This window comes from Mastigocoleus testarum BC008 (genome assembly GCF_001456025.1).
Taxonomy (GTDB): Bacteria; Cyanobacteriota; Cyanobacteriia; order Cyanobacteriales; family Nostocaceae; genus Mastigocoleus; species Mastigocoleus testarum.
The window spans coordinates 1-17,952 of the sequence record NZ_LMTZ01000085.1; the positions used below are offsets into that span (position 1 = coordinate 1).

Annotated in this window: 10 protein-coding genes; 2 read left to right on the forward strand and 8 right to left on the reverse strand. The window is 36.8% G+C overall.

Annotated features, from left to right (window positions below; translation table 11 throughout):
• Nucleotides 1-139 precede the first annotated feature (139 nt).
• A complete protein-coding gene (locus BC008_RS13945; protein ID WP_027847080.1) occupies nt 140-1,081 on the reverse strand; it encodes an N-acetylmuramoyl-L-alanine amidase in 942 nt (313 codons plus the stop codon).
• Between the two features lie 167 nt (nt 1,082-1,248).
• On the opposite strand from BC008_RS13945, the gene BC008_RS13950 reads away from it, so the two are divergent.
• Nucleotides 1,249-1,779 carry a hypothetical protein gene (locus BC008_RS13950; protein WP_321170077.1) on the forward strand — a complete coding sequence of 177 codons (531 nt, stop codon included), beginning with the start codon at nt 1,249-1,251 and terminating at the stop codon, nt 1,777-1,779.
• Between the two features lie 284 nt (nt 1,780-2,063).
• The gene (locus BC008_RS13955) at nt 2,064-6,116 is read left to right on the forward strand and encodes a tetratricopeptide repeat protein (protein WP_058183608.1); all 4,053 of its coding nucleotides are present in this window, start codon (nt 2,064-2,066) and stop codon (nt 6,114-6,116) included.
• 430 nt (nt 6,117-6,546) lie between these two features.
• On the opposite strand, the gene BC008_RS13960 is transcribed toward BC008_RS13955, so the two are convergent.
• The 7 genes from BC008_RS13960 to BC008_RS13990 form a co-directional block, all read right to left on the reverse strand.
• A complete protein-coding gene (locus BC008_RS13960) occupies nt 6,547-7,260 on the reverse strand; it encodes a 2-phosphosulfolactate phosphatase (protein WP_027846311.1) in 714 nt (237 codons plus the stop codon).
• Nucleotides 7,261-7,407: 147 nt separating this feature from the next.
• A complete protein-coding gene (locus tag BC008_RS13965; RefSeq protein ID WP_058183609.1) occupies nt 7,408-8,064 on the reverse strand; it encodes a hypothetical protein in 657 nt (218 codons plus the stop codon).
• 177 nt (nt 8,065-8,241) lie between these two features.
• Complete coding sequence (locus BC008_RS13970; RefSeq protein WP_027846313.1) at nt 8,242-8,883, reverse strand: hypothetical protein; 642 nt, start codon at nt 8,881-8,883, stop codon at nt 8,242-8,244.
• A 384-nt stretch (nt 8,884-9,267) separates the two neighbouring features.
• The gene (locus BC008_RS13975) at nt 9,268-11,508 is read right to left on the reverse strand and encodes a putative baseplate assembly protein (RefSeq protein WP_027846314.1); all 2,241 of its coding nucleotides are present in this window, start codon (nt 11,506-11,508) and stop codon (nt 9,268-9,270) included.
• 175 nt (nt 11,509-11,683) lie between these two features.
• Nucleotides 11,684-12,100 carry a GPW/gp25 family protein gene (locus BC008_RS13980; protein ID WP_058183610.1) on the reverse strand — a complete coding sequence of 139 codons (417 nt, stop codon included), beginning with the start codon at nt 12,098-12,100 and terminating at the stop codon, nt 11,684-11,686.
• 576 nt (nt 12,101-12,676) lie between these two features.
• On the reverse strand, nt 12,677-15,430 hold the full coding sequence (locus BC008_RS13985) for a COG1470 family protein (RefSeq protein ID WP_027846339.1): 2,754 nt from the start codon (nt 15,428-15,430) through the stop codon (nt 12,677-12,679).
• The gene (locus BC008_RS13990; protein WP_027846338.1) at nt 15,414-17,825 is read right to left on the reverse strand and encodes a WD40 repeat domain-containing protein; all 2,412 of its coding nucleotides are present in this window, start codon (nt 17,823-17,825) and stop codon (nt 15,414-15,416) included. The genes BC008_RS13985 and BC008_RS13990 overlap by 17 nt, the downstream gene beginning before the upstream one ends.
• Between the last annotated feature and the right edge of the window lie 127 nt (nt 17,826-17,952).

Below are 17,952 nucleotides of genomic sequence, written 5' to 3' on the forward strand. Positions count from 1 at the left end.
GGGACGCCCCATTGTTCGCTTTTGCTTCTTTTATTTCTTCATTCTTTATTCTACAGTTATATGCAACTTCACATAGAGTTGGTATAACTGGTAATTTTTGACTTTTTACTTTTTACTTTTTACTTCCGCGCAGCGGTACTTATCCGATCAATTTTTCCCAAGTTAGGGGTCCAATAATTCCATCAATAACTAAGCCGGTATCTCGTTGAAATGTGTTAATTGCTAATTCTGTTTGTGGACCATAGATTCCGTCCATATCTGCTCCCAAACGGTATTGCAAATATTGAACTAATGTACCAGCAGCGTGATTTTGTCTCACAATTGGTTTGGATAAAATCTCATTAAGAGCATCCCATGTAGTTTTACTTGCAACTCCAGTAATTTGAATTCCCACAGTTGTTTGAAAATTTTCAATTGCAGAGTTAGTTGCTGGACCTAAGTCTCCATCTTCGTCGAGCATCTTATCATCTTTATCGCTTATCTTTAGTCTATTTAATGATTTTTGTAAACGAAGAACAGAGGTATCTGGATTGTTAGTTTCATCAGGTATTGGTTCGACTGGTGGTGGTGGAAGTTCTCCTGTTAAACCTTTGACAATTGCATTTGCCATCGCTTCGCCATTATACAACTTCATATCGTTTTGTGAGTCGATAAAGCAGCATTCAACTAAGATTGCAGGCATACTTGTATTACGGACAACATATAAGTGGAAACCATTTTTGATTCCACGATTAAAAAATCCTAATTTAACAATTTCTGTTAATACTGGTTTGGCAAATTGTCTACCTTTACTACTAGTTGCAAAGATTTCTGTACCGTATGCTCTAGTATTAAAAGCGTTAAAGTGAATTGAAACAAAAACATCCACTCGCGCTGAATTGGCAATATTTACTCTTTGAACGAGGGACTGTTTTACGGAATATACTTTTTGAGGTTTACAATCTACAACTGTATGACCTAAGGCTTTTAGTTTTTCCATCACCATTAAGCCTACTTCTGTAGTTAAATGGTCTTCAAATTTAATGCCTTTAGCTCCTGTATCAGGAGGTGCATTATGTCCAATATCAATACCAATTTTCATTTTTATGTAACCCTGTATATATTTACAAATATATTTCTCTAAATATATTTCTCAAATACTTAGATGAATCAATTTCTTAAGTATCAAATATTTTCTATTTTGACAATGATTTGGGGTGGGGATTGGGAAAGTGTGGGAAGTGTGGGAAGTGTGGGAAGTGGGGGGGGGTGTGGGAAGTGTGGGAGGATGGGGAAGACCAAATTACTTCTTACTGTGCGCTGTCGCGCCCCGCTTACGCTAACATTACTCACCAATTTCTCATGACTACTCAGCTAGAACTATCGGAAATCCAAGATTATCAACAGCTTCTTCCTAATGATACTCAGATACAAAAAGCACTTACAACCATTGAAGATAATGATGGCGATCTGGAAGCGGCTTTTGATAGACTTTGGCAAGAAAAATTTGGTCAGGTTAATTACGGTGCGAAAAAGTCTTTGTTAAAGTTAACCCTAGAGGAAATTCGCACTGAAATCTGTGGTGATGAGGGTTTGCGGGGAAAAATCAAGGAACATACTAAAGACCCAAAGAGTGCTTCTTTACTCAACAGCATTATTGGTTCTTTGGTTACAGTTGCTGCTTTAAATGGAATTCCGATTGATGGGGCGATTGCTACTGTAGTAGCGTTGTATATTCTCAAGATTGGGGTAAATGTTTATTGTAAGTATACTGAGCCTGACAGTGAATCTAATAATTGAGTAAGAAAAATGCCCCTAAATCCCCTTTGGTAAGGACTTTGATTAGTTCTTAAATTTCCAAGGGAAGATCCCCCTAAATCCCCCTTGGAAAGGGGGACTTTGACTTTTTCAAGGCTAGGGGGGATGTAACACAGTCTGAAAATACGCTAGGGGCGAGACGATATATTTGTAATTAAGAACTTAAATTAATAGACAACCAGCAAATTGCATGTTTTTCCCGGAATTAACAACAATAATTTGTATGAGAAACTGTATGCAAATATTAATACTTATATATTAACCCTATGCCAGTCATCATCATTCGAGAGGAGCGCAAAACTGATAACGGATTTGAGGTTTGTTTAAGCTTTGATGGTGCAGAATATTCAGTTAGTGTTATTGAACCGTTTACAGCGAAGGAAGAAAAAGAATTAGAGTGGTATTTCGAAGACTGGGTGAGGTTCCCTTTTACTGATACTACAATCGCTCAGAGAGCAGCAAGTAGCATAAGGTTGTACGGAGAAAGTTTATTTCAGCAAGTTTTCAAAGCAGATTTTGACGCTTACAGCGCATATCGCCAACTGCGGGGTAATTTAAGTCAGTTACAAATTGAAATAGTTAGCAAAACCCCAGATTTTCATAGTTTGCATTGGGAAGCAATAAGAGATCCAGATTTACCACGACCTTTGGCGGTAGATTGTATTATGGTGCGTAAAAGTGTCAAACTGACGAGTACATCGACATACGTCGAACCATCTCCGGTAATTAATTTGTTGGTGGTAACGGCGCGTCCGGATGAGGAAGATGATATTGGATATCGTACTATTTCTCGCCCTTTAATTGAATTAATTGAAAATTGTCAGTTGCGGGTAAATGTGGATTTATTGCGCCCTGCTACTTATAAAGCTTTGTGTGAATACTTGGAAGCTAAAGGTACAGGTTTTTACCATGTAATTCATTTTGATTGTCATGGCGCACTAATGAGGTACAAAGATGTAAAGCAAGAGATACAAAGAAATCGCTATGTTTATAACAACAGATACGGTAGGTACGATCTAGAACCTTATGATGGTGTAAAAGCATTTTTGTTTTTGGAAGGGGAAAGCAAGGGAGAAGCTGACCCGGTAGAAGCGCAGGAGTTAGCAGATTTACTGACAGGTAAGGGTATTTCTGTGTGTATTTTGAATGCTTGTCAGTCAGCGAAGCAAGTTAAGTTAGGGGATGAGGAAGACGAGGAAGAAAAAGACGAGAGAAAAAAAATAGATACCAGGGAAACCAGTTTAGGAAGTCGCTTGATGACTGCGGGAATGCAGATGGTGGTAGCGATGGGGTATTCGGTGACGGTTTCTGCTGCTGCGATCGTGATGGAACAGCTTTATCGCCATTTATTTAATAACAAAAGTATCAATGAAGCGATCCGTTTGGGTAGGGGAGAATTATTCCGGAGAAAAGAACGCAAAGTTTACCCTAATAAAACAATTGATTTAGAAGATTGGCTGTTACCTCTGGTTTACACCAACAAAGCTGTTAATTTCAACTTGCGGGAATTTACACCGGAGGAAGAAGAGGAATATTTTGAGTCTGTTAGTAGTAAGTATTCTTTCTTAGAACCAGAATATGGTTTTGTGGGACGGGATTTAGCAATTCTCAAAGTTGAAAAAGCTTTACTGCGCCACAATATTTTACTTTTGCAGGGAATGGGGGGAACAGGTAAAACTACTCTGCTCAATTATTTGCGCCAATGGTGGCAAATTACAAGTTTTACTCAAGATGTATTTTACTTTGGTTACGATCGCAAAGCTTGGACGCTGACACAAATTCTGTTTGATATTGGGAAGTCAGTTTATAACAAGTTTGAGTTTGCACGATTTCAAGCGATGGGTCAGCAAGCTCAAATTGCAAAGTTAGTCAAAACACTCCGGGCTGATAACTATACGGTTGTTTTAGATAACTTTGAGTCAGTAACGGGAGAAGAATTAGCAATTCAAAATACTCTGACTTCAGAACAACGCCAAGAAATTCAAGGTTTTTTAACTAAGTTAGCGGGTGGAAAGACTTACGTTGTCATCGGTTCCCGCAGTAATGAAGAGTGGTTACAAAAGACGACATTTAAACAAAATATCTATCAGTTGCGCGGGTTAGATCGAGAATCCCGCACGGTGTTAGCTGAGAAGATATTAGAACGTCATGTGTTAGCACGTCGCATTCCTAAAATCCGTGAAGATGATGATTTTCAACAACTAATGAAAGTCTTAGCGGGATATCCTTTAGCAATGCAGGTAGTATTAGCAAACTTGAGAAATCAGTCTCCGGGAGAGGTTTTAGCAGCAGTGCAAGCTGGAGATATGAATTTAGATAGTGCTAGTACAGATAAAACGGAAAGTATTATTAAATGCGTTGAATATTCCTACAATAATTTATCAGATGAAGCACAGCAGTTATTACTGTGTTTAGCTCCTTTTAGTGGATTTATTTATCGTTCAAGGATACCCGAATATATTGAGGAGTTACAAAAATTAGAAGTATTTAAAAGTTATCCCTTTGACGAATTTGATGACGCGATTCAAGCAGCAGTTGACTGGGGTTTACTTTCCCCCATCGATTATGATTTACCGAATTTACTCAATATTCACCCTCTATTTCCTTACTTTTTAGAAGCTAGATTAAAAGAACTCGATGGAGAAATCCGCGAAGCGTTGCGGGAGGGTTTTAAAAATTATTATCGCAGGTTAGCAGTTGACTATGGAAATCTGATGGAATCGAAAGATCCGCAGGAACGACAATTGGGTATTGCTTTCTGTGGGTGGGAATATGAAAATCTTTATCATGCTTTGCAAATTTGCTTGGAAAAGCAGGAAAGTTTTGGTATTTTTTTCTGCTTGTACCAATACTTTGATTTGATTCATGATGTTCAAAGTAAGCTGAAATTATCAGAATCTGTCTGCGAAGTCCATGAATCTTACCCGTCTGACATTAAAACAAGTGAAATTGCTTACGAAATTGCGTCATCGCTCGGTAATTTAGGAAATTCCTATTTAGATACGCAATATTACCAACAGGCTAAAACGTATTATCAAAAAGTTATAGAACTACTCCAATATATTAACGGTGTAGAAACAATATGGATAAAATCAACACTAGTTGCGATGTATCACAGTTTGGGAAGAGTTACTGAAGAATTACGAGAGTTTGAACAGGCAAAAAACTACTACCAAAAAGCTTTAGATGTCAGTATCGAATCTGGGAACTCCTATTCTTGTGCGAGTACTTATCACCAGTTGGGAATAGTTGCTGAGAAATTACGAGAGTTTGAACAAGCAAAAAACTACTACCAAAAAGCTTTAGATATCAGCATCGAGCTTGGAGACTACTATTCTTGTGCGAGCACTTATCACCAGTTGGGAATGTCAGCCCAACATTTACGAGAGTTTGAATCAGCAAGAAACTATTATCAACAAGCTTTGGATATCCACAGAAAATTTGGCGACCGCTATAAATATGCGAGCACTTATGAAGCCTTGGGAATAGTAGCCCAAAAATTACAGGAGTTTGAATCAGCAAGAAACTATTATCAACAAGCTTTAGCTCTCAAGATCGAATTTGGAGATCGCTACTCTTGTGCGAGCACTTATTATCAGTTGGGAATCTTAGCACAACAGTTACGAGAGTTTGCACAAGCAAGAAACTATTATCAACAAGCTTTAAATATCTATACAAAATTTGGCGATCGCTACGAGTGTGCTGGGGTTTATCACAACTTGGGAATAGTAACCCAAGATTTACGAGAGTTAAAATTAGCGRRAAAWWATTACCAACAAGCTTTGGCTCTCAAGATCGAATTTGGAGATCGCTACTCTTGTGCGAGTACTTATCATCAGTTGGGAATTTTAGCACAACAGTTACGAGAGTTTGCACAAGCAAGAAACTATTATCAACAAGCTTTAAATATCTATACAAAATTTGGCGATCGCTATTCTTGTGCTCACACTTATCACCAGCTGGGATGGGTTGCCCAAAATTTACGGGAGTTTGAGGAAGCAAAAAACAATTACCAACAAGCTTTGGATATTTTACTCGAATTTGGCGATCGTTATAATTCTGCTCGAACTTATGGACAATTAGGTTTATTAGCAGAAGAATTAGAAGATTTTGCAGAAGCTCAAGTAAACTTACTGCAAGCTTTGGAAATTTTTGCTGAATTTAATGATGAGCATAGTTTAGGAGTTACTCTAAGTAATCTTGCTCGCATCTATGACGCTACAAAGGATGAGAGTATTTTGCCAGCAGTCGCGCATTTATTTGGGTGGACGGTGGAGAAGGTGAGGGAAGTAATGAGTAATTGGTTATTGGTTATTTAACAATTTGCATTTCGGACTCAATTAACCCAAGGATCCGCCTTGGATTAAAATCCCAGGCTCATAGACATTAGCGTAGCGTGGCGTAAGCCATAGTCTGATAAATCAGACTGGGTAAGCTTTTTAGTGCGTTTTAACGTACTTAGACTGTTAGCCTGGAAATTGATTTCCAGGTGGAAATTTGGTCTAAACGCAGTTACTCCCGGACTCCATTAACCCAAGGTTCCGCCTTGGATTAAAATCCCAGGCTCATAGACATTAGCGTAGCGTGGCGTAAGCCATAGTCTTCTAAAGCAGACTGGGTAAGGTTTATGCCCTGCGGACACGCTACGCTAAGAGTGCGTTTTAACGTACTTAGACTGTTAGCCTGGAAATTGATTTCCAGGTGGGAATTTAGGCTAAACGAGGTTACTACAAGTTATTTTTTGCCAATTTACCCAAGCTGTCTGTACGCTCCATCTACCAACACGGGAACACATTCACTAACATCCAATTCTGCAGCTAAATCAACATCACGCTCAAAACCCCGCTCAATTAACTCTTTCCCCGAACCGCATTGTTTCAGCAAAGTTTTTAGATTAGGTTTAGTACTGTGAAATACACTAGCTGCAGCTTGTGCTTCCAGTGATAAACTACCCGTTAGATGAGAAATAATTGCTCCTGCACCAACCAAATCTTCAAATGCAGGGCGAAGACTACCATCTTCCCATCTTTCTCCCGCAGGTATTACAGCTATTTTGTTTCCATAACCCATCGCTGCTAAAGCAACCGCTCGACAATTTCTCAAACATCCAGCCAAAGTCGGAGTTTTTCTGGTTGCTAAACTGAGGGATGAACCATTGGGTGAAGGTAGTACCAACTGAGTATCCCGAGAAATTTGTGTTAATGAAGCTGGGGAAAGAGAATAACCATTACCACCTCGTTTTTGGGCTAATTCCGCATTCATAGATTTAGCAAACCGTGAAGCAGATTCATCTTTCCATTGATAAGGGAAAACCGTTGCTCCTCGACTAGTAGCAATATCAATACAGGTTGAAAACGACAGAATATCAATGATAATGACAACATCGCTGATGGGAGCTAACTGTTTAACTCCATTTCGACCCCATTCACAGCGAATATCGAATTGGGATTGAGTGAAAGTCATGCAATGTAGAGACGTAATATATTACGTCTTTACAAGATATATTACTTGAGATGTAATATATTATGTCTCTACAAGATGTATTACTTTTTGCTTTTACATATAACGATGAAAGCGATCGCTCATCTATATCTATAACTAAATCTATAACTAATCTGGTTTAACATTTGGGCAAAGATTCCCGCCTTCTACAACTGATGTTACTACACAGCTAGCATACTTTCCTGCTGGTGTTTGAGAAGGTTTAAACACTACCAGTGCTTCTGCTTCAGATACATCACCATGTTTGATTCGTAAATCATTATTGAGGAAACCTATTTGATAGATGCTTCTGAAGGAATAAGTAGAAAACTTATCGGGTAAGGTTTTTGGTCCTGGTAATTGGACGCGGTAGGTCGCATAATTTCGCCAATTAGCTTGTGGTTGTAGCACAAATACAGCACTTTGTTGACTCTCAACGCATTCTTGCAACAATACTCCAACTGCAAGATTTCCAGTTTTTGGATCGAAACTGACTGCTTGGGGTACAAATCTCTTACCGGATACATTTTGAACGGGTAAAGTTTTTAGAGTTTCACAATTCACACCGTCAATAACTTTAACATTCAAGCTGCTAGCTTTTATGGTTCGTGTTGTCTGACCACTTTGAATTTTTAACTCAGTCCCATTATTAACAATATTTGCTGTGGGCAAAGATTGAGGTGATTTTTGAGAGATAATAGTTTGATTATTACGAGCATTTGCTGCAACAGAAAATAAAATTGATGCTGCTGTTAAAAATATTGGTAAAAGTTTTTGATATTTCACTTTTTTACGAACAATAATTCTTTTGGTACAAATTAAAATACATCTGTTTTGAAGTAAATTTCGTACTTTTTTGAAGTAAATTTCGTAATTTAAGTCATTAATCCATTTTTATCCGATCGCAGCAAATGTCGGGAACACGGAATAGGGAACAGGAAGAAAAAAGAATCTATTCTATAACTAATCTGATATGACAATTGGACAAATATTCTGGTTTTCCCCAACAGAAGTTACTACACAGCCATCATACTTTCCCGCTGGCTTCCCTGAATTCCCAAACACTAACAATCCTTGTGAATCAGATGCATCACCATGTTTGACCAGCAAATCATTAGCAAAAAAACCTATTTTGATAATATTTCTAAAAGGATAGCTAGAAAATTCATCAGGTAAAGCTTTTCTTCCCGGTAATTGCACTCGGTAAATAGCATAACTGCGCCAACTACGCTGTGGTTCTAAAATAAATACAGCACTTTGCTGAATATCAAAACATTCCTGTAATACTACTCCAACTGCAAGATTTCCAGTTTTGGGATTGAAACTGAATCCTTGGGGAAGAAATCTTCTTCCAGCTAATCTCTGACTAGGAAAAATTTTTCTTGCTTGACAATTTAAACCATCAATCACTCTTAAATTCAAGCGACTAGCTTTGATAATTTGTGTTCTTTGACCATCTTGGATTTTTAACTCGGTTCCATCACTAATAATGTTTGCTGTTGGTAAAGATTTCCTAGATTTTCGAATATTCCCAACCGTTGCAGAGATGGGAAATAAAATCGATACCGCAGTCAATAATATTAGAAGAATCTTGTTATATTTCATTGCTAAGTCAAAAATTTGAGTCAAACATTATTGTAGTCGCACAAATATGGCGCTATGCGCAAGTCAAAAGTAAAAAGTAAAAAGTAAAAAGTTAAACAGACGTAGTCTGTGCTATAGCGTGATATCATGTCCGTCTAATTAGTTATGAAAAAATATGCTTGCTTGTAGTAGCGCTATGTCCTGACGGACACGCTAACGCTAATAGCGCCATAGTAAAGATATTGGCGCTCAAGCGCTACTACGAGCCTTATCGCAAGTGTTTTATCGGACATGATATGAGGTGACAGCGTCATATGGTAATTACAATTATTAACTGATAACTGTAGCCCGTAAGGGCGTGGCGTTAGTCATAAACTGTTAACTGATAACTGTATATGGCGAACATCAAATAAATTCAATGACATGTTCTGAAGCTAGTTGGGAATTATCACTTTTCCAAGAACATATCAATCCCAATGAACCCGGATCGATTTCTTGGGTTGGTATATCGTCACGCAACCATTCATCACCAAATTTACGCAAACTAAATAACTCTACTCTTCCTAAATAACGCACTCCTGGTATTTTTTGACAGACTGCAACAATGTCAGAAGAATAAACCGGTCGTCCCAAATCCCAACCTTTTTTCTCAAATCCCCCAACTAAAGGATTTAAGAAACGATATATTTGCCAGAGCACACTAGAAAGTATTTTCTCACGGGCGCGGATATTATTGTATTGCACCTCAAGCATTACCTCTGCTTTCACACTCACACCAACATACTCAGGTTCCTCTAACTTTATTTGCACTCCCAAAGGTTTGCGATCGCTCATATAATTTAAAATTTCGGTTTTTAGTTCGCGATCGAGTGCAAGATCGCTTGGTTTTATCCCACCACTAAAGTCAAAATTAGATAGGTTTTGTTTTTGGGGTACTATTAATAAGCGTACGATTCCTGCTGTAGTATGTTCCGGTCTAGTTAGACAATAAGTGTGAGCAACTAACGGTGAAGCTTCCTTTGCAATCCTGGCGAAATCTTCTGGAGTAACCCCACATTCGCGGGTGCGTAATAACTCAGGTACTCTCAAAACTGCTTCATCTAGAGATTCCGAGTCAGTTCCGCCAAAAGCATTATGATAGTTAATTACATGTTTAACGTAAGGGATAGAATTCTTTAAAACAGTAATTTTACCTTTGCTGACGTTGCCAATAGTACCGCCACCAGTACGATAAGCCATCATATAGATCTCAGAACCTGGAGGGGGAACTTTACCATATTGCAGTTCTAAAGCAACACTTCCATCATTTTCTGCTGCAGGAGGCGTGTAAGTTGCTAGGTTATTATCAGTTGTATAGTTTGTTCGCCTGACGATTCTTCCTAGCGGTTGAATTCGTCCTCTTTGATATGTCTGTTGCCTAAGTTGGGAAGGTTCTCTAATCAATGGTCCGAATTGGATTGTACCAGTTTGGGAATCAATAGTATAGTGTGGGTCTTCAGGAGAAGATGCTGCAAAGTCTTGGACTTCTTCCCAACGTTCCCAATCTTCCCAGTTTTCGCTTTTTTCACCTGGAAGTTTAATGCGAATATGTTCGTCAGGAGTTCGTTCCAAGATCGGTTTACTTTGTAATTCAAATACTTGGCTTGCTTTACCATTACTCACCCCCAGTAGTTCATTTTCGATTCTGATGCATTGGGTAGCGTCTATCGCACCACCAATAGAGTTGACAGCTAAACCAACAATACTGGGTGAGTAAGCATAGGGTTGTTGGTCTGCATCAGTCTGAGTATATACGCAACGTATCCAGTTACCACGATAGCTTGTACCGAAGCTAGTAATGGGTAATTGTTGAGGTAAATGTAAAATTACATCGGCTCCTTCTAATGGTTGTGCAATTTCGTTAAAACTAAAACCTTTAGTTCGGTCATCTTCTCTGACCCGGAGAATATTTTGCCATTTTTGACCATTCCATGCTTCCCAACTTAAGGGAGGATTATTAGGATTAATACCTGTAGTTCTAGCAGCTTCTCCTTTAAATTTGAGGGCTATGATGTTACCTTCAATTGAATCTTCTTGGTCTTCTAAAATGACATAGAAACAGTTACCCACCATAGTTTGCTCGAAAAGTTCGGTTTCATCTAAGTCTTGCCACTGAAAATTAGATGGGGTACAGTCATGAAGCAATTCTTGGGTAATATTGTCTTTTGTCTCTGCAGTCAATAAATATTTGAGTTGGGGATTACCGATAACTAATTCCCTATCGGTAGTAAAAATGACAGCCTCTTCTGTTTCCGTTCTTACAGTCGCAACTTCCGTTGCAAAGGGTATTCTTACTTCTTGGGGTTGAGCGGAGGATAGATAAAAAGTAAGTTCGCATGTTGCAGGAGATGGAGGATTAAGTCGGATTCCCAACAGTTCTAGAAAAGATACATAGTTGCGTCGGGGGACTTGATTAAAACGCAGTAACATTTGGTCAGTTAACCACGCAAATAACTCAATCAAAGTAATTCCCGGATCGCTGGGATTATGATTTGTCCATTCGGGACAGTAGCGAGGAATGCGAAGAATACATTCTTCTACCAAGTCTTTAAAGGTGCGATCGTCAAGATCGGATTTAGGTAATTTGGGTAAAAAATCAAAGTCCATGCTTTATCAGTTAACAGTTAACAGTTATCAGTTATCAGTTATCAGTTGTCAGTTATCAGTTATCAGTTACTTATTACTCATTACTTATTACTCATTACTTATTACTCATTACTCATTACTCATTACTCCTTACTTATCACCACTCACCTGTTCCCCGTTTCCTCTAGAAAGGATATTATTCTCGTGGTGTAAGATAAAAGGGATACACTAAGCTACGGATGTCGGGGCTGTTTTTAGGTTTGTAGGTAATGACAATATCTACTTTTCCCCGAATTGGATCTGGATCTGTACGGATTCCTTGAAGAGTAATGCGCGGTTCCCACATTTCCAATGCTTCTTCCACATACAGACGAATTAGTAATAATGTTTGGGTATTGAGAGGTTCAAATACTAACTCAGATAACCGCGAACCAAAATTGGGACGATATACCCGTTCTCCCAAATCTGTCCGGAGGATGATTGCGATCGATTCTTCTATATTTGGTTTGTCAGCGCTGAGTTGGATTCCACCCTGTACGTTCATTCTGATTGGGAAACCTAATCCCGCACCAATATAATCTGGTTCTTCTAGATAATCAATTTCTTCTGGCATTGCAGTTAATTTTCCGCGCTTGCGTATGTTATTTTATCTCACTTTATTCTTCGGCAAGCAGGTTTAGTGGAGTCTTTGACGGATGTTATCGATCGCACCCAAAAGATAAATTAAATCTTGTTGACTGACTTGATGGAATAGGGTGAAGGTCATAGAGAATCGTTAATTTTAAATAAACTAGATTTTACTTATTTTTGTAGAAGAATAAAAATATCTTTCGGTTTATTTTTATTAGGTTATTGACATAGTAAGATACTGCGAGCCTTATGAAACTGAGATTTAATTGTAAAAGTATTTATTTGTAAAGTATTTGGTTTAAAAAATATTTGCCTTCGTAAATAGTAAAAACTTTAAGTTTTATTGATATGTCTAAAGAAGAAGAATTGAAGCAGGTATCCACAGTGGAGATATACCAATCACCAAACTTGGTGCAGTAGTCAATCAAACTTTAGCTAAAATTCCAACCGACGAAGAAAGTCTGAAACTTGAAAAGATATTAATACAGTTGAAAGCTCTCTTATCGACTTTCCAAAAAATAATTTACTGGTATTCTTTCATCCTAAACATCAAGAATGACTAATTTGCTTGAGGTGGTAATTCAATAGGTGGTAACCCATCAGACTCGACCGGTAAGGAATCTGGTGGTGATGAATTTGTGCGATCGCCAGGTATAGAAGTGTCAGACCTCCCAGAATTAGATGCTCCATTAGATACTCCAGAGTTGGATCCCCCAGAATTATTTCCAGGAGTAAAAGGTTGCGATCTGTTCAGCGAATTCGATTCAATAGTTTCGATTACCACTGATTGAATTTTTTCCTCTCCAGCTTTATTGGTTACCCTCAATTTAATTACTTCACTACTTGGTGGTCTACTTAGGGGATACCTGCTGATAGAACCTTGATTACTAACAACTCCTGGTGCAGGAAGTATTTCCACTTTGATATCTTCACCGTCTTTTACTTGCCAAGATACTGCTATATTTGCACTGAGGCGTTGTTTATTGAGAACAAAAGTCTGTTTGGGACGATTTTTTACTTCACGACCATTAATTTTAAAGGAACTTATCTCGATCGGGGTTGCAGGTTTCGGTGGTGGAGGTTGAATTTTGATTTTTGGTGTTTGCTTAGAAATTACAGATTTATCTTTATCATCCTGTGGAATTGCTTCTGCTGTTGGGATCGCCGTCAGGGTGAAAATATATTCCCCTGCTTTATGTGCATCATAGATGGGTATATCGCTACATTTTAATTTTTGTGCTTCATTCAGTATTGTCTGAAATTGACAAAATGTTTGCAATTCTGTCGGAAGATTACCATCGGTAAATTTGTAAATCTTTTCTGCACTATTGACTAAACCATCAGGTGTTTTTCCTACCAATCTCAGCTCTTGAATATTTTCGGGAATACCAATTTCCCAATTTAGCTTAATCGGAGCGATCGCAATATCATCTGATGATTTCTTGACTGATGATTGTTTAGCTGTTGACAAATTAGCATCTATTTCTTCATAAACAGATTGGGAAGAGGATAATTTAAGAATATTTGGTGATGGTAACGGTGGTGGTGGATTAATCGTTATTGTATCGGTAATTTGAGATGAAGATGGTCGTTCTGAATTTTGTTTGGAGAATACTTCTAATTTATAATTATATTTACCTGCTTTTTGAGGCATTTGACCGGAGAAATCACAACTTAATGTATTAATATCATCATCATTATTTGTGTCCATAAAAGGCATGGGAATATTGAGAAAATTATCTAAAGATAGAGGATTATTTTGATTGGAACGATTTTTCTTTGCAGATTGTGCTTGACTAGAATCTCCAATAAAATTACAGTCCCCAAATTCTAATGCGAATCCCTTTTTTTCTTTATCTTGAGAGATTTTATCTGATAAAAAGTAATTTATCCTATTCCGCTCTACATTACTTTCTAAAAGAATAAGAGTTATTTTATCAATTTTTTCCGAATCACTAATTTCCCAGTAAAGAGGAATTTCAGTATATTCACCTTGCTGATATATTTTTTGTTGCTTTTCGTATTTTTTATCTTTAGTCTCAAACTTTTCAACTTTTGGGGGTACTTGTGGAATTTTACTCTGTAAAACATCCCACCAAATAATCACAATTATCCCACCAACACCTAATAGAGCTAATAAGACCAATAACCATAATACCCACCAAGAACGAGATTGCCAGAGAATTTTACCTTGAGGTAAACTCTGAGGTATCGCTAATTCTTCCTTGGTTTCTGGTAATAGAAACTTCTTGGTGTTGTTAACATCAACATCAAAAGTAAATTCTAATCCTTTACCTCGTAAATGACGACGCCATCGCAACCATTTTTTGGGTTCTGTCTTTAAAACAACTGTTTCGGTTACTCCGGGTAATATTTTGACAATTGAAGGTCGCAAAGAATAGTTGAAAATACCCTTTTTATCTTTGATATCTAGTTTAAGTTCTCGTTTGATATTTCCTTGGTTGGTTAACTCAATTTCAAATTCACCTTCTTCTAACGGTACTTTGCGGGAGTTGGGAGACATTTCCACATCCAACCTATCGTCAGATAAAATCCGTAAGTAAAGGATATCTAACAATACTAAATCTTCTCTATTACTTGATATCAAACGAATTGTCGGACAATAATTACCAGCAAATGTATATTTTGGTGGATGCAAAATAAGGGTTATTTCCCCTTCTTTACCTGGGTTTAATTCTAAACCATCAGTTTCTTTAACTAATCCAGGAATATCTAATTCACTTTCAGGATATTTGATGGTGTACCATGCTGCGGAGAATTCAGGTGTTAATTCAGATGAGATATAAAATCTATCTACTCTTCTGGAACGGTTTTCAACTCTTACTTTAACTTCTAATTTTTCTCCAGCTTTAAGTATTTTAGGATTAGTCGAACTAGTTGGTGGATAAATATTAAATTTTGGCTCATTGACCCATTGAGAGTCCCTGTCTGATGGTAAAACTCGAATATGTTGGGGACGACGAAAAATTTTCCCTGGGTATTGAGCTGCAGATTCAATTAAAACTTCATAGTTGTATAAATCTGGCTTTGCGGAGGTGGGAACTTGAAAGTTTAATGTTACCTCTTTAAAATCATTAGCATCTATTACTAAAGGATTTTTCTCACTGAAAGTACACCATCTTAATAATGTTTCTGATTTTGAATCAGTAGCAGATATCCATAGGTCAACTTCTACTTTTTGACCGCTAGTATTTTTAACATAAAAATTATGTTTAACGCTACTTCCCCGTTTAATATCATGGCTAATTCCAGAGCGTTCTTCAATCAAAATGGGGCTACTGGCAATTTGCATTATCTTTCATCCCTTTACGATATAGTTTGACGTTGTTATCATCATCACCACTAGTTAGTAGAAAATAATGTTCTTGTCCTTGCGTTAATTTTTTAATATCAACGCTATTGAATTTTATATCGGGTAAATAAGCAACTTCCTGTTGACAATTAGCTTTTAAACCACCTTCTTTCAACTTCCAAATTATTATCCGTCCATCATCTCCGGTACTAGCCAAATAATCCCCATTTTGAGTTAAAGCGACGGAACGTACTGGTTGTTTATCGTGACCATCATGCCATTGTTCAATAATTGCATTATCACAGCTATAATTTGTATTTTCAGATTGATTATTATTATTTTTAATAATATCTAGTTTACTTTTTATTACTGCTTTTTTTGTACTTATATTAGTAATTTTGAGTATACATTGACGAATTTTATTTAGGTCCCATAGGGTAATATAACCCTGGTTATCTGCACTTGCTAAAACATTATTTTCTATAGATAAACTAGTTATATAATGTTGTTGACCCATTACTGGGATAAAAGAATTTTTCTTTTTAGATGCGCGAATTTGATTTTTCCATTCATAACGAATAGGAATATATTTATTTGTTTTTGGTTGCCAAGCTACCATTTTATTGAAACGTCCCGCACTTATAATTAGGGGATTATTATCTTTACTCTCATCAATAGCTAAAGCAGAAATTGCAAAATCAAAATTTCGACTTTGAATGGGATTTGATCTAGTTTTATTTGTGTTTATATTGGAATTTGTATTGGAATTTGTATTAGAAGTTCTCTTAAGATCCCATTGATTAATCAGACCATTACCATGGGCGCTAAATAAATAGTCATGACTATTTTGGGTAAAAACTAAATCAAAGACGCGGTTAGCTTTGTTCAAACTAAAAGAATTTTTCAGTTTATTTGCAGAAATATCCCATAACTTAACTTCCCCATTTTCTAGTCCAACTGCAATTACATCATTATCTTTTGGACTTTGACGAATGACTCGTACAGCTTTTCCTAAACTTTTGGCATCTGCAATTTCACCTTTAGCCTTAAGATAAGTATGTCCTGGATACAAAAAACCTTCTTCAACTTGCCAACGTCGAATAGTTTGATCGCTAGAACCACTGAATACTAGGCTACCATTACCAAAAAATCTGACAGAATTAACAGGTCCTGTATGATAGGTTGGCTCATGCATTAATATTTTCAACAATATTAATAACGGAATTAACATTAACCCCCCAAGTTGAGCCCAGAAAGGAATTATCGGTAAAATTTTAAGTTCTAAAACTTCAGTACTGGGTTTGGGGTAAACATCTGTAATCAATTCTCCAGAAACAGGGCTACTTAAAATAGGAGAAACTGTAAATTTATGGTTTTTTGTTCTACCGAACCAATGTCTTTTAGCTGCAGCAATGAGAGACATTATTTTTGTCTCTGTCGGAGTAATTTTTATTGGTTCTGGTATTTCTAAATTACATAATTTTTGATATTGTTCGGGAACTGTAATATCTACTTGGGTAACTAAATTACTGTCATTCCAAAATGTGAGTTCGTACTTTGCTATATTCCGAGAGTTTGTCTTCTGAGAGTTTATATTTTGAGAATTTTTGCTTTTTTCCCCAGGGATAAGACTTTTTTTGGTTGGAATTATTTGTTGTTTATCACTGCAACTAAATTCAACTACCCCGTCAGGAATAATTTCTAAAACACCAGATTCACTTGCAGGATATTGAGTAGTATCTGACTTAACTTCTATTTTGAACTTATATTCTTTACTCAGACTAAGCTTAGATGGTTGACACCAAAAAATTGTTTTTTCAAAATCTCCTGGTTCTATATCTAATTTTCTTTTAACTCCCTTAGTCATCCAATCAGGATTTAATCCCGAACAGATTAAAGTGATGTGAGAAAATTTTGAACTGAGATTATATACTAATACCGGAATTTCAAATTTATCATTTGGAGCAACTTTGAATACTTTTACAGGCATTTCTACACGTAAAGGTCTCAAAGGTTTATTAATCTTTAATTTTAGTTTTTGACTCGTATATAAGTTAGCATCTTCAACGGAAAAAACTCTCAAAATTAAATCAATTGTTGTATCGTAAGCTGGAATTGGTGCTTTAGTAATAGCTACTTGAAATTTTGTCTTACTACCAGGTGGTTTTTTTGCACAAACTTCTGGTTCGATGTTGCACCATTTAACCTGAGAGTTTTCATCCATACCGGGTGTGGATAACTCTAATTGAAAACTAGCAAATTTATCACTGTTATTAGTAACTTCAACTTCAAATGTATTTTCACTATTAATACTAGAGTTATAAGCATCAAATGAATTATCTGGGGTAAATTCTAACTGCCTTCTTGAGACTACTGCTGTTACCTTGCTTATCATTAGTAAAATATTTTAATAATTAAATTAGTTGAAAAATAACATTAAAAACAAAAACTATGAATCTGAAAAGAGATAGAGCAGTAAAAAATAGTTTTTTATTGATGTATGTATTACTCTATCGATAAAT

Excerpts from the sequence above, each read along its gene's own strand:
- BC008_RS13945 (WP_027847080.1), bottom strand. The coding sequence starts at position 1,081 with ATGAAAATTGGTATTGATATTGGACATAATGCACCTCCTGATACAGGA.
- BC008_RS13960 (WP_027846311.1), bottom strand. The coding sequence starts at position 7,260 with ATGACTTTCACTCAATCCCAATTCGATATTCGCTGTGAATGGGGTCGA.
- BC008_RS13970 (WP_027846313.1), bottom strand. The coding sequence starts at position 8,883 with ATGAAATATAACAAGATTCTTCTAATATTATTGACTGCGGTATCGATT.
- BC008_RS13975 (WP_027846314.1), bottom strand. The coding sequence starts at position 11,508 with ATGGACTTTGATTTTTTACCCAAATTACCTAAATCCGATCTTGACGAT.
- BC008_RS13980 (WP_058183610.1), bottom strand. The coding sequence starts at position 12,100 with ATGCCAGAAGAAATTGATTATCTAGAAGAACCAGATTATATTGGTGCG.
- BC008_RS13985 (WP_027846339.1), bottom strand. The coding sequence starts at position 15,430 with ATGCAAATTGCCAGTAGCCCCATTTTGATTGAAGAACGCTCTGGAATT.
- BC008_RS13990 (WP_027846338.1), bottom strand. The coding sequence starts at position 17,825 with ATGATAAGCAAGGTAACAGCAGTAGTCTCAAGAAGGCAGTTAGAATTT.